The organism is Cardinium endosymbiont of Culicoides punctatus (assembly GCF_004354815.1).
Taxonomy (GTDB): Bacteria; Bacteroidota; Bacteroidia; order Cytophagales; family Amoebophilaceae; genus Cardinium.
In genome coordinates, this window is record NZ_QWJI01000003.1 from 65,552 (window position 1) to 86,007 (window position 20,456).

Consider the following 20,456-nt stretch of genomic DNA (forward strand, 5'->3'; position numbering starts at 1 on the left):
TCTTAAAACACACTAAATCATTCTTTCTTCTACACTATACACAAAGGTCTAAATGCCTAAGGAAGTTCTTTTTCCTCAAAAGATCTACTAGAAAATACCTTACCCACTATATAACCAATAGCTGCTGCAACAATCATTAACAAGAGATCTTTTTCTAACTCTAGAAAAAGAAGAAGAATTTTCCTTTTCTGAAAAACTACTAAAAATAGATCAAAATAGAAAAGCAAATAAAGTCCAGTAAAAATCATCCAATGTGTCGGCATGGGCTGGTTGCTTTTTATTTTTTTAACCCAGAAAGTGCCTAATATAACAATCCCTAGTGTTAGTAGTAACAACAGAAAAGAAAAGATAGGATAGAGCAATAAATTAGCTAAAAAATGGTAACAAAGAGATAAGCCACCCAAAATATTTGCTATAAGACCTTCTGAATCAGCATCTTTTTTAAGTATTTCATCTAAGGAATCAGATGGCTTATCATTATCTACTATAGGATTAATCCCTACTTCTATGATATTAGAAGACTGAAAAACAGTGTTTTTATAGATATCAGTAGCACTTTGCAACACATTTATGTTTGTTGTAGACATAGATATATTACTTTCATTCCAAACAGCAGTAACATTTGCTGGTATATTTGTCGCTATAAAGACAACAATACTAATTAAATATGGTATCATGAGTATAAATTTTAAGCTGAATTACTTTTTTGTAAGTACTTTTTAGTTTAGATTATATTATTAAAGGCGATTATTACTTACGCCACTTAAAGTATAATATCTAAATTTTTGGAAAAAAATCATAATCTAATATGGATATTCATCAAAAACCTAACGTTTTATTTGCTAGAGCAGGAACCTGCCATACGGAACGTTTACTACCTGAATTAGTTAACAATGATCTATTAATAAGTGATAGACAACTTAGCGATCACCTAAGATTTCTTTATTTGTATTCTGATCTTTTAGCCTATTATGACACGAATAATGTACGTATTGACCAGAATATTTGGAGAAAATTTCTAGAACAGGATGATACGGTTATACGTTCATTAATCTTACATACCAATATTGAAAGGGTTAAAAAAAGTATCCATAAACAATTTTTAACCCTACGACGTAAATCTACAGGGATTATAGAGAGCGAATATACCACAGACCTCCTAGTTATTGGTCGTGAACTAATTATTCTCTTAGAATATTGGCACAAAAATCTTCCTAATGAAGATATTATTCGTGTTAAATTAGACACCATCATTCATGAAGAAATAAATATCCATCTAAGCAGAGTATATAAACTCTTCCAACAACACCATAAACACCATTACAATGAGGCTTTTGTAGATTTTTGTGCTTTTTTAGATCAAAAATGTAATGGCACATCACTATGGGAGTTGAAATCAGATATTGTCCAAAATGAGATGAATGGACCAGATCTAAATGATGAACAAGCTATAGATATTTTAAATGATTTTTTTGATGCAATTTTTAACACCATCTACAATTTAAAAACGTTATCTGCTAATGATTATTTTGACACACTACAGTCTCAAAATAAGTCTCCCCATATGGCATTATTAATAGCCTTTTTGCAACTTTTACAGTATGCAGATGCGCACCTTAACCATATCCCACAAAAAGCGTTAGACCATTATTACAGACATATACTAAAGTTTAATAATAACCCTAGTATTCCTGATGAAGCTTATGTACATTTTGGTCTTAGTCCAAACCACTCTTTTGCATTTGTACATAGTGGAGCACGTTTGGTCGCGAAAAATCCATTTAATGGGGAAGATATACTATTTCAAACTAAAAGAGATATAACTATAAATAAAGCTAAAATTAGTCAGATAAATAGTTTGGTGCCTCATAAAAGAGGAAAGAAAGAGGAAAGTACAGCAATAGAACTATCTACTGCTACATATGATAAATCAATGCTGCAAGAGCTTCCATTTCCTGTATTCCCTGTACCTCTAAAAGCAAGTCCTTCTCTAGAAAAATCTTATGAACAGCTGTCTGTCATGATTGGCTCTCCATTGTTTCATCTTGCTGAAGGCGTACGTACCATTCATATAAAATTTAAATTTACGCCCGAATCTTTTCAAGAATTGCTCAACCGAACAAAAAAGAAAGATGTTTCTTCTATAGAATTCTCGAGGAAATTAATGGGCATGATCAATGCTACAGCAAGGATACGAATTACCACTAAAGAAGGATGGTTTGACGTACCTGAAGAAGCTTTATCAAGTCAGCTACTTTCTAAAGAAAATAGTCTATGCATGACTATTGCGCTAAATGCAGAAATACCTGCTATGACAAAATTGCCTAGTGAGCAACAAAGCGCTATGCCAGACCCTGAAACGCCTACGGTTGTCATTGGACTACGTAATAGTGCATCATCTTATGGGCTATATCTACTTACTATAATAAATGGATTAATACTTGAAAAGATAGATCTCAAAGTTAGTGTAAAGCACTATCGAGGATTGGTACTTCAAAACCAATTAGGAATTATTGATAATAGCCAAATATTTGAACCATTTGGTCCGCTAGCAAAACCACATAGCAGCTTTTATATAGGAAGTGGAGAAGTTTTTTCCAAGAATCTAACTAGTTTACAAGTAGATATCAAATGGGATGGCTTACCTATGCTAGAGGGAGGATTTAAAAGTTATTATGATGCCTATCCTAATAGGGTAAATAATGATGATTTTAAAGTAAATATCTCTTACTTAAATCATCAACACTGGAATCCATTTTATGCTGAGAATAGACAATATATATCTCTTTTTCAGGTTGTTAAAAGTTCCAAAGGAAGTGAGAAACTAGATTATACCACAACCATAAATAATATTAATATAAATGGATTGGGTATTACTAAAACAAATGACCCTCTTGATGTTTCCATTTATAGCCCGAATACTATAGCTGGTTTTTTAAAGCTACAATTAAGCGGACCAGAACAAGCTTTTGGCCATGCTATTTATCCTACCCTGATGAGTGACATGCTTGTTAAAAACGCTCAAAAGAAGCAAGGAGAAACAGCTGTCACTATAAATGAACCATATACACCTCGTATACAATCCATTACGATCGATTATGAAGCAGAAGAATCTATTAATTTAACCTCTCCTCCTGGAGAAGAAGAGGAAAAATATTTAAATAAATTTTTCCATCTTAATGCATTCGGATATACAAAGGAATTTCCAAATAATTTGAAAGCAGCTACTCCTGTCACATTATTTCCGCTTATGGACGATAAAGCATCCTTTATAGCTTTTGGTATAGAAGACTTAAACAGCAATAATTTATCTATGCACATAGCCATTGGTGAAAACAGTCTTAATCCAGATGATAACCGACCGCAAGTTACATGGCAATATTTATCAAATAATGTATGGTTGCCACTTCATCAAGAAAATATTGTTGTAGATAGAACAAAAGGATTTTACAAATCAGGTATTATTGTTTTTAATTTACCTAATAATATTACCAACAACAATACATATATGACGCCTGGATTGTTTTGGATCCGAGTCAAATTCACAGGGGCAGTAAACTCATTACCAACTATTGTTGGGGTCTATACACAAGCAGTCACTGTACTAAGAGTTATGGATAAAAATGGTGTTTTTTCTATTCCAACGCTCCCTCCAGGAACCATACAAAAATTACAAAATCCTATAGATGGAATTGAATTAGTAGTGCAACCTTCTAAAACATTTAATGGAAGACAGTTTGAAAATCATCAAGCCTTTTATAGGCGCGTTAGTGAGCGTTTAAGACATAAAAACAGAGCTATATCTTCTTGGGATTATGAGCGAATTATTCTTGAGAAGTTTCCAGAAATCTTCCAGGTAAAGTGTATCAACCATACACTAAAAAGTACGCATAATATGCTTAATCCTGGACATATAACCCTTGTAATTATTCCAAAAGCAGATCATAACTCTATAGACACACTCCCTATTGCAAGTACAGCATTATTAACCAATGTTAAAGAATATATTCAGCATGTAAGCTCTTCATTCATAAAATTTGAAGTAGTGAATCCAATCTATGAGGATGTTAAGGTAAACGCTACTATTAAATTTAAACCAGGATTTGAAAAAGGGTTGTTCTTAAATACCTTACAACAGGATCTATGCAACTTTCTTTCTCCATGGTTGTTTAATGCATCAAAAGACATCCCACTAGGAGGTAATATAGCTGTTTCCAACATTATAGATTTTATTAACAATCGAAATTATATAGAAGGAATAGGAAATTTTTCTATATTAAAATACGTTGGTAAAGCCCCAGACTTAAAATTAGATAAGGTAACAGACTATAATGGTCATCTATTTGCCAATTATCCGTGGTCTATTATGGTTTCTGCAAAACATCATAAGATATCTGCCGTAGATAACTTTGATGTTACTGCGAAATTACGTCATGGTAGCATAGGAGATATGGCTATTGGTGAAGACTTTATAGTTGGTCCATGGACGGTGTTATCGGACAAGGATTCCGAAACATGTATCAATGAAGATATACTTGTACCAAGTTTAGAAGAATATTGTTTAATAACCAAAAAATATATTAAAACCAACCATGGCAATCGTTAGTAGAGAGGTAATAAAGAAGAATTTTGAAAAAGGATCCATCCCTACACAGCAGGACTTTGAGGATCTCATAGATTCCATGTTCCATAAACAAGATGATGGACTTATTTCACAAGATTACGGATTAAGGCTGACCCCTAAAGGAAGCTCTTCTAAGTTAATAACATTCTTTAATAATCTAAATGACTTTAAGCCTACTTGGAGTATCGAGCAATATCCTAAAAATTCTACAGAATTCGGGCTTAATATTTTAGACAAACAGGGGGAGAGCAAGCTATTTATTCAGGCAAATGGGAATATTGGAATAGGAACCATCAATCCACAAGAAAAACTAACTGTAGACGGATCCATTAGTATGCATGGACGTAGGGGCACGTATGCATCTGGTGAAGTGCCTGGTGATGGGAACTGGCATAGTATTACGCCTCCACTAAGTGACTGCCATGCTTTTGAAGTAATAGCTAAAATTGGTAAGCCAGGGCGAGGGTTATATGCTATGACGCATGCCATAGCATTAAGTACATTCGGTAATTCTCAGAGTAAGATTAATAAAACAAAGGCCTATTATGGAAGCTTTAGAAATAGAATCGACTTTCGTTGGGTTGGAGAAACTTTTAACTACGTATTACAAATACGAACACAGCGTGCATATGGAGAGGATAGTATGATCAAATATTATGTAACCAACCTGTGGTGGGAAGATGAGATAAATAAAGAAGAAAAAAACTGATTTTTAGAATAAAACTTAGTTCCATGCAGTATGCTTTTTAATATATTCTCAAGAAAATATTAAAAAATTTGTGTAGATGTATGGAATTTTTACTTAACTTGGTATGTAGATTTTGTACAAAATATTGCATTAAGTTTTTATGAAAAAAGAAATTCATCCAGATTATAGAGCTGTTGTTTTTTTAGATACTTCTAGTGGGGCTAAGTTTCTAACACGTTCTACAATACGTACTACTGAAACAATTGAGTGGGAAGATAAAAAAGTTTATCCCTTAGTAAAGGTAGAAGTAAGTTCTGTGTCTCACCCCTTTTATACAGGTAAAAAGATTTTCGTAGATACAGCAGGTAGAATTGAACGTTTTAATCAAAAATACAAAAAGAAAAGTACTGAAGTGGTTGCTAAATAATAACCTTGTTGGTATTGTTTTCTACTAATTTGTTAAACCTAGTTTAACGAAACTGTATAAAAATTACAAATCACTAGGGTTATATTACAAATCACTAGGGTTATTTGGCATATAAAGCAGTTCGATCGTTTGGAAGGATTGGTAATAATTAAAAAAAGTATTTCTAGCCATGAAAGTAATATTATTTGATCTTCCAGAAGATCGAATTGCATTAAAGCCTTTCACTTTTACACAACCTATTGCTAAAATAAGAGTAGGTATAGTTACAATAGAAGAAAAGTGGAAATATCATCTTCCAGGTGATTATTGTAACGTGTCTACTGCTCTAAGTGATAAAGATCCAAGTATTATCTCTTCTGATAGTTGGTACATTAATGGCACAATGCTTCCTGACGAGGTATTATTAGAGACCATTAAAACATTAAAGAACGATCAAGCATTGGTGTCAGGGGGAGGTACAATTATAGCTATGCGGTTAGAAGGGCATATCCAAATTGAAGATATTGCTGATTACGTTACAACTAAAATTCCATTTTATGGAGAAATAACTCAGATAAAGAACAAATGGGATATATTCCTTTTGAATACACAAGAAATAGAAAAAGATCTACAGTGGTACACTGGTAACCGTAAGAGTCAGCCTATCTTAGATCCTTATACAGTTACTTATAATAAGCAAAACATATTTATAGAAGAAGGTGTGTCCATGAAAGTGGCTGTGTTAAATGCAGAGAATGGCCCTATTTACATTGGAAAAAATGTCCAACTAGAAGAAAGCGTCATACTTAGAGGTCCAGTAGCTATTTGTGAGAATAGTTGTATACAAGTTCAGTCTCAAATAAGTGGAGGATCTACTATAGGACCTTATTCCAATATAGGTGGTGAAATTTATAATAGTGTGATTTTTGGTTATAGCAATAAAAAACACCAAGGTTTTATTGGTAATAGTGTTATCGGAACATGGTGCAATATTGCTGCAGGCACAAATCTATCCACTACTAAAAATAATTCTGGTGTGATAACCGTTTGGGATTTTGCAGAAGAAACATATAAAGATACACATTTATCATCTTGTGGATTTTTTATGGGTGATTACAGCCAATCTGGTGTTAATGTTACACTAGAAGCAGGGACAGTGATTGGCGTAGCATCCAATCTAACAGAAGGTAAATTATGTGAAAAACATGTACCCTCTTTTATCTACAGAGATGCGGATGGGCATATTATGACTTCTGTTTTAGAAAAGGATATAAAACGTATTAGTACATTAATGCAATCAAAGCATCAAATATTTTCAAAAGAAGATCGAGATATGCTTTGTAGTTTATTTAAAAAAACCTCTATTCACAGAATCAAAGCTATGATTTGATATGCGGTTTACAGACATACCAGAACATTACGCACTGAAAAATAATTTATCAAGAACTGTTAACATAAATAAAGTTGCACATGCACAACTTTTCGTAGGGCCCGTTGGCTCTGCAAATCTGGCTTTAGCATTGGCATTTGCTACCTATCTCAACTGTACTACCCACAGAGATGGAGATGCATGTGGAAGTTGCCCTTCCTGTACCAGTATGGCACAACTTACACATCCAGATCTGCAACTGATATTTCCCAGAAAGTCATTAAGTTCTATATATGATAATCAATCAGAGTCAAAATGTTTGGACATTTTTCGTAATTGTCTTAGAGATAATCCTTTTTTAACCATTCAAGATTGGTCTGCTGCAACAGATTACGATAGCAAACAATGTCAGATTACGAAAAAAGATGCCAGTAATATTATCCAACGTCTTAGTTTAAAGGCTTTTATTGGGCAATATAAGATTGTACTAATGTGGCTGCCAGAATATCTTAACCATACAGCAGCTAACGCATTACTAAAAACGTTAGAAGAGCCACCTTTACGTACTGTTTTTTTGTTGGTCAGCTTCGATAGTGAAAAAATACTACCAACTATCAAGTCCCGTACACAGCAACACCATATCCCTCTATTCTCTGAAGAAGCCATTCAGCAGATTTTACGAGATAAGTATAGTAACTTAGATATAAATCAGTATAGAGAAATAGCATTCTTAGCTGCAGGGGATGTGCATAAAGCTTTTCAATTAATTGAGCAACCCATAACAGATCACTTTGAGCGATTTAGTAACTGGATGCGTAATTGCTATAGTAATAGCTTCTCGAAGCTAATCATGCAATCTGAAGCATTTCATAAACTCTCTACAGATGTACAGAAAGCTTTTTTTACTTATACGTTACAGATGCTCAGAGTTACTTTATTAAACAACTTGAATCACACCCATTATCAAGAAATTTCAAATACTGAAGCAGTCTTTATTAAAAAATTTAGCCAAAATGTTTCTGTTAATCAGATAAAAAATATTATATATCTTATATTAGAAAATTATAATTATCTAGAACGAAACGCAAATGCAAAAATGATTTATACACATCTATCTATTCAGATAGTAGATGTTTTTAATGTATAATCAATAAAACTGTATCCATCCGGCGTGGTATTTTGTGTTCTTGACACACTAAATCATTACCAGTTATGTAATGTTTGATCGACAAAGTGGACATATTTTTGTACTGGGTTAATCCACTGAGATATACAATCTACATGAAATGTATGCTTGCAATATCCAATATTGATATCATTATATATGTATACCACCGCTAAAAATTTAAATAACGGACTTATGCAACAGGTCTATTATAGAATTATTGTTTTTTAATTTTTTTTTCGTAAATTTAGCACTCCAGAAATGATAGATATAGGTATAAATGCTATGCATAAAATTCTAAAAGTTACCTATTCAATTTTTGAACGGGTTATCAATACATAAAAGAATGATCGATATGGAAAAGATGCATATTAGTTTTTTCACCTTAATCAGGCTGATTTTCTTACGGAAGGCTAAATATCCCTAAGTGATAAAAACATTTTTTAATTATAAAAACTAGCTCCAAAGCTTGAAAATAGCTCATTGTAAACATTTTAAAATCAAAATTATATGTACTACTACTACAACTATTTTTTAAAAAAAGCAAAAAGATTATTATGGTGCACTGTAATCGTATTATACGCATATATTAGTATGAATTTTTCTTGTACAGAAACATCATCACCTTATAAACATAAAAGAAGGAAATCTTTAAATCGAATTTTATTAAATAAGAATAATAAAGGAACTGTTCATAATAAGAATAATGAACCACCCGCTCATAGGACTAAGCAACAAGATACTATTTCAGCTACTTCCAATGATAATGAAAAACTATGTCTTAATCCTAAGCCTAATCCTATGTCTAATGATGCTTATTCGTTGGAGGATACGCCAAGCATTAATATTAATATTATCGATGATAAAGAGCATAAAGAAGATGAAGAAATTAGTGTAGAGGAGCAGGCTAAAAAGTTATTATTAGCCGATGGAATCAAGCTCAATAAGGAAGATATTGCAAAATCTGAATTGTTTTATTTGGCAGTTTCTGAAGGCCATGTAAAGGCGGTAGAGCTATTGCTACAAGACCCTGAAGTAAAAACTAAAATAAATGAAAAACATAAAAATAAGTATTCTCTTCTCCATATGGCTGTTGATAAAAATTATACAGAGATAGCTAAAGAGTTAATTCATGCTGGTGTAGAGGTTGATGCCATAACAGATTATAAATCTGGTCATCGAACTGCTTTGCACATGGCAGCTCAAAATGGTAATGTTGAGATTATTGAAGAATTGATAAAAAAAGATGTTGACATAAATAAAACAACAGGATGTATGTATGGAAATCGAACAGCTTTACATATTGCGGTTGATGGTAATCGTGAACAAGTTGTTGCAAAATTATTAGGGAATGGAGCTCATGTAAATGTAAAAGCTTATTTTGATGTGACCCCTCTTCATATTGCAGCTCAACGTTCAGCAGCCATTAAAGCGTCTATAAAAAAAGAAGGGAATTTGAATGTGCACATTACAGCTCAACGTAGTAATTTAGCAATCATTAGAATGTTGGTAGGGGAAAGGAGCTAATTTGGATGCAAAAAGTAAAGTTAACAAAACTCCTCTAGATTGTTATATATTGGTAATTAAAGACGATAACGATGATTGTGCTAATTATTTAAAGACAGGGTCTATAATGGACTGAAAAAATTGGACAAAAAAAGGATTAATTTTGTTTCCCGGAGCAGCATGATTTTCAATTATTTTTGAACTCCACAGGTACCCTATATTCTGTATAAAACAGATGTTTTTTATGAGTGATATATAATGAAATACAAAATTATCGATAAAAATTTTGGTGGTACATTTGTTGACATGTCAAAGTTGATAAAAATATTTTTATTTAATAATCAGAAATTTTTATAAAAAAGGTGCCTGGGGAGTTGCAAAAATTTAGTGGCGTATTTATCTATATGTTATTGTGTTATACTTGATGGATAAAATATTATTCATTGATAATTAGAAAGTAATAAAATACTCCTAAGAACTTCCCAAAAAATTGTCTATATTGTCATTAATATTGACGATAGATACATAATCACAATTACAACTAAAAAATTATAAATAAACCATGTTTATACGCTATAGGCTTATTATTGCTATAGTTATTGCTATGGGTAGTGGGCAGTGTCGTAAGGATAATCCAGTCAAAATAATCCAGCAAAAAATAACACAGAATAAAAATAACAACCAAGCCAATACACCAAAAGGCTTAGTAAGTTCTGCTCGTTCTAATAAAGAATCCACTGGGCCAAACAATAATCAAGAAAATAATCAAGAACAGAAGACGGCTTCTGCTTCTATTACTCCCACACCAATTTTGGCTCATAACACGCCTAATACAGAACATGGAAAACTAACTAATGAAAAAGCACAAAAACTTCTAGCAGAAGCAGGAATCCCATTTGATCTAGAAGCATATAACAAAAAACAAGGTCGCATCTCTACATGGAGTCCCCTCCATTGGGCAATTGGAAAAAACAATCTTCAGGCAGTAGAGTTATTCATAAAAAATGGAGCCGATATAAATGGGAAAGATGATGCAGGAAATACCCCTCTTGAGTGGTCAGCTTGTGTGAGTGATGTTGAGACCTTTAAAATACTGTTGAAACATTATGACGTTAATGAATATGATAGATTTACCCTTTTTAGAAGGGCATGTTGTGCTGAGAATAGCAATGTGGTTAACTTTTTATTAAATGACAACGAAAACAAGGTGAATGTATCTCAAAGGGATATACAAAATCGTGTCAAACAAGCTGCTATTCTGAACGATCCAGCCATGCTTGGAGTATTACTTCAACATTGTGATACTAGCTGGCAAACAAAACAACAATTCGGATATCGCCTTATCGAGTTAGCTGTTCGTGAAGAGTGTGTAGATATACTTGAATTGTTATTAAAACATTTTCAGATTGATATAAATGAATCATTATTTCGTTCAACATCAATAGATCACTGTGCACTTTTGCATATTGCAGCTGAGCAAGGTCGTGAAAAAGTAGTTACGGCACTGCTAAATATGGATGGGATTAATAAAAATGTAATGACTCTTGGCAGAAATGTAACGCCTTTGCATCTAGCGGCTCAAGCAGGACATCCAAAAATAGTACAGATACTCATAGACAACAACGCTGACTGTAACATAAAAGATTCTGATCATACTCCCTTTGACTTGGCAAAAAGAGGTAAGGCAGAAAGGAGTGGGAATCCAGAAACAAATCAAAAATATGACGAATGCATCCAAATTTTAGAAAAAGCAATGAACCAACAAAATGGCGCATAGAAATTTTATGCAAGCAAAAAATACACTGAATGAGATAATCAAACAAGGTTGCAATGATCAATAGTGTAATATGTCATTACAAAGCAAGTAGTAATTGATTTATATAAAAAGATTCTTTTTCTCTTATAATCAGTTTGTCTTCTTCTGTTTGATCGTCATAAGCCAAGAGATGCAATACCCCATGCACCATTACGGTATACAGTTCTTCTTTGACTTTTTTCTTATAATATTGTGCATTGTCTCTAACACGATCTATGCTAATATATATATCGCCCAAGACCGTTTTAGGCGTTGTTGTATAATCAAATGTGATGACATCTGTTAGTGTATCATGGCCTAAATATTCCTTATTTTTAGCATGTAAATAATTATCTGAACAAAAAATGAAATTAAGATGGTCTAGTGCATACTGTTCTTGCTCGATAACAGATTGTAACCAAATGGAGATTTCTCCTTTATTTTTTAAAGAGAAACCAATATTTTCTGAAAAATAGTAAATATGCATGTTGATCTTATAGGTTAGCAACGCTAAAATAGTTGCATAAGTTTTCAATCAAGAAAATTCAATTGTAAATTACAACTTATTTTGCTAAAATATTTATAACCATATGCGTGCTTCGAAGCAGTTTACTCCTATTGAACTCGACCCAGAAAATTGGGCTATTACTAAATTGCATAAGGAGCAAAAATATTTCTTGGAAGAAGTTGCTCAAAAAAGCTTTGAATCTTTACGTACACGTTATACAACAGAAGCAGATTTGTATCGACTTTTGGAACAAACTACTTCAAGGGAACTTACAAGAATCACATCTGATCCCTGGAAAAGTGATCCTAAAGATGATCGCCTCTTTTGGGAAAACATGGCATCTTCTATCCAAACGGATATAGCGCCTAGCAGCCTTTTAAAAAATATTATAGCACGTTATTTAGATGAGATACGCAGTGATTTTAGTGTCAAACACTATCAACTAATAGCAAAAAGTGTTCAATGTATTCTCGTTAATCTGCTCAAGCCAAAATGTTTTGGCTTTGGAGGCAAGGGAGAACGCTGGACTAGACGAACAAAAAGGCTACATGAGAAGTTCCATATCACGGGTGCAGTCGATACCCTACGTGCTTTAGCTAAGCAAGGAACCATTGTTTTGGTGCCTACCCATACTAGTAACTGGGATTCTATTATTATCGGATTAGCCATGCAACAGTTAGGTATACCTCCATTAAGTTGGGGAACGGGATTAAACCTATTTAACAATAAAGGATTTCGTTATATTTTTAGCAAACTAGGTACCTATAAAGTAGACCGTCGTAAAAAGACCATTCCCTATCTTCAGACGCAAAAAGACTATGCCTGTCTCGCATTAACATGGAATTGCCATACCCTTTTTTATCCTGCTGGTACCCGTAGCCGTTCCGGAGCCATAGAATCCGATTTAAAACTGGGATTATTAGGGACGCTTTTTGAAGCACAAGCAAAAAATTTTGAAAAGTATGGAACAAATGCTAAAAAACTTTTTATTGTCCCTATAGTTCTAAACTATCATTGTGTTTTAGAGGCGCAGCAATTAATTTACGAATCAGATCTTTACGAACAAACTGCCACAGTTATAAAAGACAATTGTTGTAACAAACTGGTATTGAGTAAAAACTTTTTATTTAAAGGATCTGAAATATTTATTAACATTGGTGTGCCACTAGATGTAATGGGTAATATAGTGGATGAAAATGGAAATAGTTATGACAATCAATCAAATAAATTAGATTTGTATAAACAATGGAGGCAATTATCAGAACAAACTGGGATAGAAAAGCGTAATGATTATGTCAACATACTTAGTCACAAAATTGTACAAAGTTATTACAAAAATAATATGGTACTCAGTAGCCATTTAGTAGCCTTTGTTGCTTATGAATTGGCTAAAACAACAGAAGGGTTTTCAATGCATTTAAAGAAAATGGCTCTTAACCATACAACATTTATGACTGCTTTAGCAGTAACTTACAAAAAATTACGTATGCACTATGGGCAAGAAAAAATAGCACTTACTCCATTGTTAATGGATGGCCAGTTGGATGCTATTGTAGCAGATGGCCTGCTCAAACTAGGTATATACCATGATACCCCTCCATTAACAATTGATAAAAATGGAGATGTGCTGATCCAAGACATTTGGACATTATTGTATTATCATAATAGACTTACTGGTTATGAACTGGAATAACAATATGCATAAAACGATAGCTGTTTTAGGGGCTGGGAAATTCGGAACTGCTGTTGCAAATCTAATAGCACCCAACGCAAATCATGTTTTGCTTTATACCAACAAGGCAGAACATGCTTTTTTATCAGAATTAGGCCGTAGTTGTGCTGGACAAGTGTTAGCCAATAATATTAAGGTTACGGATGATCTCACAGATATCTTAGCATCTTGTTCGATTATTTTTCCAGTAGTACCAGCAGCTAAATTCCGTAGCTTAATGCAACAAATAGCGCCTAAGCTTACACCGGAACATGTATTGATACATGGGACAAAAGGACTTGATTTGTCTGAGTGTCAGGAAGGAGAATCACTCTGTAGAAGACATATCGCTACCATGAGCGAAGTGATTGCACAAGAAACAGCTGTACAAACCATTGGTTGTTTGGCAGGACCTAATTTGTCTACAGATTTAGCTAAACAACAGCCTGCTTCTACCGTTGTTGCCAGTAGTTCAGCGAAAGCCTTGGCTATTGGTAAATATTTTTTAACAAATAGTTGGTTTAGGGTTTATCCGAGTATGGATCTGCTTAGCGTAGAGTTTTGTAGTGTGCTTAAGAATATTTTTGCTATTGGTGCTGGCATGCTAGCAGGTAGTGCATATGGAGACAATACGTACGCTTTTTTCCTTACGATGTCTATAGCAGAGTTGCAGCATATCATGTGTACCATTGGCATAAGTCCTAGTGCTATATTAGGGCCAGCTGGGATCGGTGATCTAATAGCCACTTGTGGGAGCAGCTCAAGTAGAAATTATACCATTGGTTATCGTTTGGCAAGAGGAGAAAAGATTACGGATATACTAGCTGGAACACATGAAGTGTCCGAAGGTGTACAAACAGTAAAAACCATTTATCAATTAATGCAGTCCTATGGTATACGCACGCCGATTACAGATGTTATTTATCGTATTCTTTTTAAGGAGTTGCCTATAAAAACAGGAATTTCTTATTTAATGCGTTATACAACTAAAGGGGTGTAAAGGGTAGTTTTATATCCTGTTCCTTCCGAGTATAGTGGACTGAAAAAACTAGACAAAATTTTTGTTAATTTTGCTTCCCATTATTTTCAGTCTATTAGGCCGCGTTTTTTAGATACCTAAGATATACTTCATTGGTTTTTGATATTCAATACTTGAATGATATCTTTGATAATTATATTTACTTATGTAGTCATCAATGCCGTTTTTAAGATCCTTAATATGTTTAAAATATTTAATTAGGATTTGGTTGTTGGTATCTAAAATATATTACTGATGACCCAATTATATTTTATAATATGCTGATTATAAAATATAATTGGTTATATGGAAATGAGCTTTTATCCGTGGCTTCTGGTGGCTCTATTACGGGCTTTTTTATTCTTTATGTAGTCTAAGAAATCATTTCTATCCAGTATTTCATTACCTGATTCATCGTAGAATTTATACTTATGATGGACAAGATTACGTTTTGCTTTAGCACTATTAAAATTTGGTGGTGGTACAAATATATGATACTAAATTACTCAAACTAGATTTTATATTTTTGTTTTGATAATGAATATTGTATTGATTTTTTTGCATAAATAATTCTGTTTTTTGTCTTTGTTAAAGCCATTATTTACTACATCTATGTTAGTGAGGCATTCAGAATAGCTTTCTGTAATGTGTTTGCTTAAAAAAATTAACCACTTTTTATTAAACGACATAAAATACACTCAAGATCAAATACTTATTCCATCATATATTTGTACCACCACCCTTTTGATAATGGTTTATACTTATCAATAGTCAAATACCCTGATTGGAACATTTTACCAACTATACTTAATTCATTTTCTTTAGGACTGGTTAAATAGATATAGCAATCTTGAAATAGCTCTTTATTTCCTTTAGCTATTTCTTCTAATGTGCTAACAAATAAAGACTTACCAAATCTACGGGGACGAGAAAGAAATACAGTGGCTTCTTCTTTAAATAACTTTTCAGCATGGTATGTTTTATCTACATAATATCCTGATCGTATTACAGCTTCAATGCTAGATTTACCAATAGGTAAAATTCCTGTGTATGTTAATTTTTGTCTTTTACTATCAGAACCTATTTCTACATCTTCTGCTGGTCTTTTATTTTCTAAATTTTTTGGATCTTGATGCATACCATACTTATTTGTTTTACATGAAAATAAAGATAGTATAAGACACAGTAATATCAATTATGCTATTTAAAAATATATTTAGCCATATTTTTATGATATTCATAATCATTGCAAAAAAGGTTCGGAATATGGGATTAAGCATTTCCTCTAATCCTTTTATTATTTTGTAATTCTGTTTTTTTGCTTTTCTAATGTTTCTACGGTTATTGCTTCTTCTACAAATTTTTCATCTTTAAATACAAATTTCTTTTTAGGATCCTTGGTAAGATTGTTATTGCTGTCTTGTCGTTTTACTTCAATCATACATTCATTGATATTGCGATGATTGATGTCCTCTCTATTAAAAATACAATTCAAGCCTATATGTACGATCTTCTTTTTTCTAAAATATTTACCAGAATAGTTTTTTTGTTCTATCTGTTCGATGGCTACTTCAGCACTCTGATTCTTTTTCAATTCTATAATATAAACCACATTATTCTTTATGTCATCCATAGTTATATCTGATCGCCCACTACCGGAATGTTCTTCTACACGAATTCTAGGGCCACCTACTGTATGATGACAAACACCATTGAGAAAAGCATGCAGAATATTTTGAAAATCTTTTTCATCATCTTTGAGTGCTTCATAGCTTGTATTCGCAAAACAAGCATCCCTAAATAGCTGCAATAAANGAGTCCAATCCTCTTGCTGTAAAGCTGTAAGTACATGCTTTTTATGATGTATGCCTATCTCTTTTTGTTCATCTAAAAACACTTCCTGTATATTTTGTGTAAGTGCCACCCTTACTTCTTCGTTAGGAATTTTTAATGCATATTGTCCATTAGCAGGATTATAGGTATCTATGGTTAAATAACCTGTTTGATACATTAAAGCTTCTAAGCTTAACGGCTTTTTGCTTTGTGTAAACATGATATCATCCTGAGTAACGTAAAATCTTAACTTTTCCCAATCCAAATCAAATCTATCAATTTCATTTCTCATCTGATTGAGTAAAATACTAGGATCGCCTGTCTTATACCAGTAACCTTGCAAACTGCCTTCTTGAAAAAAAGATAGGACAGAATTAGGGTTATACATAGATGGTCCATTATAAGAAAATCTATACCCATTGTAATAGGATTTTATAGCCTCCATAATGCCTTCTTTAGTATATGTTTGTCCTGTACGTTTTTTCATCTCTCGTATGACATAATTGAACCTATTCTCAAACAGATTTTTAATATCTTCTTCTTTATAACCAGCTACATCTGAAAATACTTGTTTTAAAGATACATCATTACCCTGAAATATATTGGCACCGGAACCTAAGTTCACCAAACTAAACTTAGTTACGCCGGTTAGAAATATTAACTGGCAGTCACCAGCGTAACTTTTAACTACAGTCAAAAAATCTTTAAGCACTTTTATACAATCATTATGTTGCTCAGAATTCCAGTCTAAATTGACTACAGGACTGTCATATTCATCTATTAGAAGAACTATTCTATTAGCGTAATTACTTTCTTGCTCTTGAAGTTTTGTAGATTCTTTCCTCTCGAGTTTTCCAAATTCTTGTTTTTGAAGTTCTGCAAATTTTTTAATTAGTTTTATCAATAAATCAGAGTAATAGTATTCAACTGGATAAGGGTCTTCAGGATTACGCATATTTGATGCTATATCATAACGCATAGCATTATCATATAAAAGCTTTCGAATACCTAATTTTAGATTATCAGAGGTTTCATTATTTAGTTTAGAAAAATCCAATCTAATTACAGGATATTTTTTCCAGTCGTATTTTATGGTCTTGCCATTTTCATCTTCAAATGCTCCATTATAGATAAAGTAATTCTTAAATAACTCTTTATGTATTGCTCCTTCAGCAATGGTAGCTATGGTACTTATCAATAATGATTTCCCGAATCTACGTGGCCGTACCAGAAATGTAGGCTTCCCTTCCATTAAAAGCTTACCAGCAAATTTGGTTTTATCTGCATAATAACCAGAACTTATAACATTCTTAATATCGGCGTCTCCAATAGGAAGATGGTCTATATCCATTTTTGTTATTTGTTCCAAATTCTCTCTTGTTCTTTTATTTTCTTGTTCCATACCATACTTATTTGCCTTGCATGAAAATAAAGATAGCATAAGACATAATACCATCGTATAAATGGTTTTATTTTTTTTAACAATCATCTTTACTTAAAAATTAATTTTTAATCGCTCGATATGTCTTAATGAGCTATGTAGGGAGTAATAAATGAAGAACTACAAAGATACTTACAAACAAAGCACATCATCATTGCCCTTTAAGACAGACCAGGCTATATATTTTTAGTTACCACTACGCAAGTATACAGAAATATATTGTAACTCCACAGGCATATCAGAAAATTTTCTTAACATTGAGTAACATTTGGTACATACATATGTAACATGGATTCAAAAGATACACGCATAGCATAGCAGCATTGGAAGCTAAAATTCAGTTTTACAAATTTATGTCACTGCTTGATAGATAACCTGGGGAGTCACAAAAAATAATTGTAAAATCATTCTTCCATGGGAAAGATTTTTTTGTCTAATTTTTTTAGTCCATTATATATTGCCATGCACAAGGAAGTTTAATAAATTGGTTTAGTTTTTAAATCAGCGTATTGAGAAGCCTGTGATTCAAACATCTCTCTATAAAGCGCATTATGCTGTAATAGTTGATGGTGTGTATCTATAGCTATTTGCCTTCCTTCGTCTAAAAGTAAAATTCTATCTGCCATCTTAATGGAGTTGAGTCTATGGGTAACAAAGATAGTAGTCTTTTCTTTACAAATTTTTCCAAATTGATTAAAAATCTTATGCTCACTGATTGGATCTAAAGCAGCAGTAGGTTCATCTAAAATAAATAGAGAAGCATTTTTGTATAAGGCCCTGGCAATAGCCACTTTTTGCCACTGTCCAATAGACAAATCGGTACCTCCAAAAACTTTCCCTAGATTTTGGTTTAGTCCATGTTTAAAGACATCTATAAAATTGATCTCAGCCTTTTTTAGGATTTCATGTAATTTTAACTCATTATCTAGCTCATCTCCCATGATGATATTCTGTTTCAATGTTAAGGCGTAAGTCCCAAAGTCCTGAAAAACAGGTGCTATCAATGCGCGTACTTCCTGGATATCATATTCTTCTATAGGAAGACCATTAATCCGTATTATGCCTGTAGTAGGTGCATAAAACCCGCAAAGGAGTTTTATTAATGAAGTTTTTCCTGCACCGTTGGCTCCTACGATAGCCAATTTCTCTTTAGGTTGGATCTCGAAATTAATGTCTTGTAAAGCTTTCCTACCATCAGGGTATACAAATGAAATATTGTCAAAGGAAATATGTAATGTCTCTGTATTAATCGTTAAAGAGGATTTTTTTGTTATAGGAGTAGTATATACTTGCTCACTTCTATCCAAGAATTGGAAATACTTCTCGAAGAATAGCAGATGACCAGACATCCAGCCTATCTGTTCTCCAAAGCTTAAAACACTTTGATGAAGTTGAGACAAGGTTTGTAATAATAATGTAATGGCGCCTACCATTAGCGTTCCATTTTTAATGAGTAGGGTTAGATAGAGTAGCACTGCCAGATTACTCACTAAAGAGATAAAACAGGAAAAAATGGGCCATAGAAGCTGCCTGCGTCTTATTTTAAGCATGGATAGATAAATCATCTGAAATAACCTACTATATTCTTTAGATAAATAATTACTTATCGGAAATAAGCGTATTTCTTTAGCAAAGGAAGGATTAATAGATAAAGCAGAGATGTAATTCATCATACGGGAATTAGTACTTCGTCCTAATGATTCTTTCCAAATCTCCTGCTGCATTTTGCTAATTATCTTTGCATGAACTACAATACTAATAAGTACTAGAACACTCAACCAGGAAATCTTGCTAAATAAGAGTACAATACAGGAAACAATAAGCGTAAAATCTCTCAAAAGTCCCACAAGTGTAACTACCAAATTAACAGGTTTATGATAGGCTTGCGATAAAATAATTTGGAGATCATTGTGAAAATCTTGTTGCTCAAAATATGCTAATCCTTGGATAGCATTAGATTTATCAATAATGGATCGGTTGATTACGAATACTACTTTGTCAGCTAAACTACTTTGTAAGAACAAGATCCAAGGATTAATTAAATCATGCATTAGCCACAGAGCACCCAGGTAGAGTAGATGGTATAATATGGTTTGTGTAGCTATGACATTGGTTGTAACGATGTGGTCAATAAGTTGAGAGGAAACTTTTATAGCTAGTAAGGGAAAGATTCCACTAGCAACGATCGACACGATCAGCAAGACAGATAAAAGCATATCCACTTTTATAATAACGCAGAACGACTTGTACGAAGTGTATAAACTTGTAAGAAATGACTTGTATCTATTCATTTGTACTAGTTAAGATTTAAAAATCATACCTGCATAATGAGTGTCTTGTGAACCAAGGTAGCCAGGTACTCTGTTTCCACTACTGGATCTATCCTATTAGA

At 32.9% G+C, this 20,456-nt stretch carries 15 protein-coding genes; 9 read left to right on the forward strand and 6 right to left on the reverse strand.

All coding sequences use genetic code 11. The features are described 5' to 3' along the window. Positions 1–56: 56 nt before the first annotated feature. Positions 57–677 carry a hypothetical protein gene (locus CCPUN_RS01105; RefSeq protein WP_133281745.1) on the reverse strand — a complete coding sequence of 207 codons (621 nt, stop codon included), beginning with the start codon at positions 675–677 and terminating at the stop codon, positions 57–59. Positions 678–808: 131 nt separating this feature from the next. On the opposite strand from CCPUN_RS01105, the gene CCPUN_RS01110 reads away from it, so the two are divergent. The 7 genes from CCPUN_RS01110 to CCPUN_RS01145 all read left to right on the forward strand — a co-directional run bounded on the left by CCPUN_RS01110 (position 809) and on the right by CCPUN_RS01145 (position 11,535). Further along, positions 809–4,606 (forward strand): baseplate J/gp47 family protein, encoded by a 3,798-nt coding sequence (locus CCPUN_RS01110; protein WP_133281746.1) that lies wholly within the window; start codon positions 809–811, stop codon positions 4,604–4,606. After that, positions 4,593–5,333, forward strand: coding sequence for an adhesin (locus tag CCPUN_RS01115; RefSeq protein ID WP_133281747.1), 741 nt, complete (start codon positions 4,593–4,595; stop codon positions 5,331–5,333). Before CCPUN_RS01110 ends, CCPUN_RS01115 begins: the two co-directional genes overlap by 14 nt. A gap of 139 nt (positions 5,334–5,472) precedes the next feature. Beyond that, positions 5,473–5,739 (forward strand): type B 50S ribosomal protein L31, encoded by a 267-nt coding sequence (locus tag CCPUN_RS01120; protein ID WP_133281748.1) that lies wholly within the window; start codon positions 5,473–5,475, stop codon positions 5,737–5,739. A 169-nt stretch (positions 5,740–5,908) separates the two neighbouring features. Next, positions 5,909–7,108: a putative sugar nucleotidyl transferase gene (locus CCPUN_RS01125; protein ID WP_133281749.1), complete on the forward strand. Its 1,200-nt coding sequence runs from the start codon at positions 5,909–5,911 to the stop codon at positions 7,106–7,108. Position 7,109: 1 nt separating this feature from the next. Then, a complete protein-coding gene (locus tag CCPUN_RS01130) occupies positions 7,110–8,234 on the forward strand; it encodes a DNA polymerase III subunit (protein WP_133281750.1) in 1,125 nt (374 codons plus the stop codon). 612 nt (positions 8,235–8,846) lie between these two features. Beyond that, on the forward strand, positions 8,847–9,779 hold the full coding sequence (locus CCPUN_RS01140) for an ankyrin repeat domain-containing protein (protein ID WP_165941884.1): 933 nt from the start codon (positions 8,847–8,849) through the stop codon (positions 9,777–9,779). A 541-nt stretch (positions 9,780–10,320) separates the two neighbouring features. Further along, entirely contained in the window at positions 10,321–11,535 is a 1,215-nt protein-coding gene (locus CCPUN_RS01145) for an ankyrin repeat domain-containing protein (RefSeq protein WP_133281752.1), read from the forward strand. 76 nt (positions 11,536–11,611) lie between these two features. Here the strand turns inward: CCPUN_RS01145 and ybeY are convergent, their stop codons facing one another. Continuing rightward, complete coding sequence (ybeY, locus tag CCPUN_RS01150; RefSeq protein ID WP_133281753.1) at positions 11,612–12,040, reverse strand: rRNA maturation RNase YbeY; 429 nt, start codon at positions 12,038–12,040, stop codon at positions 11,612–11,614. A 103-nt stretch (positions 12,041–12,143) separates the two neighbouring features. On the opposite strand from ybeY, the gene CCPUN_RS01155 reads away from it, so the two are divergent. Beyond that, positions 12,144–13,754, forward strand: a complete 1,611-nt coding sequence (locus CCPUN_RS01155) for a 1-acyl-sn-glycerol-3-phosphate acyltransferase (protein WP_133281754.1) — start codon at positions 12,144–12,146, stop codon at positions 13,752–13,754. Continuing rightward, positions 13,741–14,772, forward strand: coding sequence for an NAD(P)H-dependent glycerol-3-phosphate dehydrogenase (locus CCPUN_RS01160; RefSeq protein WP_133281755.1), 1,032 nt, complete (start codon positions 13,741–13,743; stop codon positions 14,770–14,772). Before CCPUN_RS01155 ends, CCPUN_RS01160 begins: the two co-directional genes overlap by 14 nt. Positions 14,773–14,880: 108 nt before the next feature. Here CCPUN_RS01160 and CCPUN_RS04865 read toward each other — a convergent pair whose 3' ends face one another. The 4 genes from CCPUN_RS04865 to CCPUN_RS01180 all read right to left on the reverse strand — a co-directional run bounded on the left by CCPUN_RS04865 (position 14,881) and on the right by CCPUN_RS01180 (position 20,280). Beyond that, entirely contained in the window at positions 14,881–15,036 is a 156-nt protein-coding gene (locus tag CCPUN_RS04865; protein ID WP_133281765.1) for an IS3 family transposase, read from the reverse strand. A 466-nt stretch (positions 15,037–15,502) separates the two neighbouring features. Then, positions 15,503–15,928, reverse strand: coding sequence for an AAA family ATPase (locus CCPUN_RS01170; RefSeq protein WP_133281756.1), 426 nt, complete (start codon positions 15,926–15,928; stop codon positions 15,503–15,505). Between the two features lie 159 nt (positions 15,929–16,087). After that, positions 16,088–18,112 (reverse strand): AAA family ATPase, encoded by a 2,025-nt coding sequence (locus tag CCPUN_RS01175; protein WP_133281757.1) that lies wholly within the window; start codon positions 18,110–18,112, stop codon positions 16,088–16,090. A 428-nt stretch (positions 18,113–18,540) separates the two neighbouring features. Continuing rightward, complete coding sequence (locus CCPUN_RS01180) at positions 18,541–20,280, reverse strand: ABC transporter ATP-binding protein (protein ID WP_165941885.1); 1,740 nt, start codon at positions 20,278–20,280, stop codon at positions 18,541–18,543. Between the last annotated feature and the right edge of the window lie 176 nt (positions 20,281–20,456).

Bases quoted from the DNA above. Each gene is read 5' to 3' on its own strand.
- CCPUN_RS01105 (WP_133281745.1), bottom strand. From the start codon at position 677: ATGATACCATATTTAATTAGTATTGTTGTCTTTATAGCGACAAATATA.
- CCPUN_RS01110 (WP_133281746.1), top strand. From the start codon at position 809: ATGGATATTCATCAAAAACCTAACGTTTTATTTGCTAGAGCAGGAACC.
- CCPUN_RS01115 (WP_133281747.1), top strand. From the start codon at position 4,593: ATGGCAATCGTTAGTAGAGAGGTAATAAAGAAGAATTTTGAAAAAGGA.
- CCPUN_RS01120 (WP_133281748.1), top strand. From the start codon at position 5,473: ATGAAAAAAGAAATTCATCCAGATTATAGAGCTGTTGTTTTTTTAGAT.
- CCPUN_RS01125 (WP_133281749.1), top strand. From the start codon at position 5,909: ATGAAAGTAATATTATTTGATCTTCCAGAAGATCGAATTGCATTAAAG.
- CCPUN_RS01130 (WP_133281750.1), top strand. From the start codon at position 7,110: ATGCGGTTTACAGACATACCAGAACATTACGCACTGAAAAATAATTTA.
- CCPUN_RS01140 (WP_165941884.1), top strand. From the start codon at position 8,847: ATGAATTTTTCTTGTACAGAAACATCATCACCTTATAAACATAAAAGA.
- CCPUN_RS01145 (WP_133281752.1), top strand. From the start codon at position 10,321: ATGTTTATACGCTATAGGCTTATTATTGCTATAGTTATTGCTATGGGT.
- ybeY (WP_133281753.1), bottom strand. From the start codon at position 12,040: ATGCATATTTACTATTTTTCAGAAAATATTGGTTTCTCTTTAAAAAAT.
- CCPUN_RS01155 (WP_133281754.1), top strand. From the start codon at position 12,144: ATGCGTGCTTCGAAGCAGTTTACTCCTATTGAACTCGACCCAGAAAAT.
- CCPUN_RS01160 (WP_133281755.1), top strand. From the start codon at position 13,741: ATGAACTGGAATAACAATATGCATAAAACGATAGCTGTTTTAGGGGCT.
- CCPUN_RS01170 (WP_133281756.1), bottom strand. From the start codon at position 15,928: ATGCATCAAGATCCAAAAAATTTAGAAAATAAAAGACCAGCAGAAGAT.
- CCPUN_RS01180 (WP_165941885.1), bottom strand. From the start codon at position 20,280: ATGCTTTTATCTGTCTTGCTGATCGTGTCGATCGTTGCTAGTGGAATC.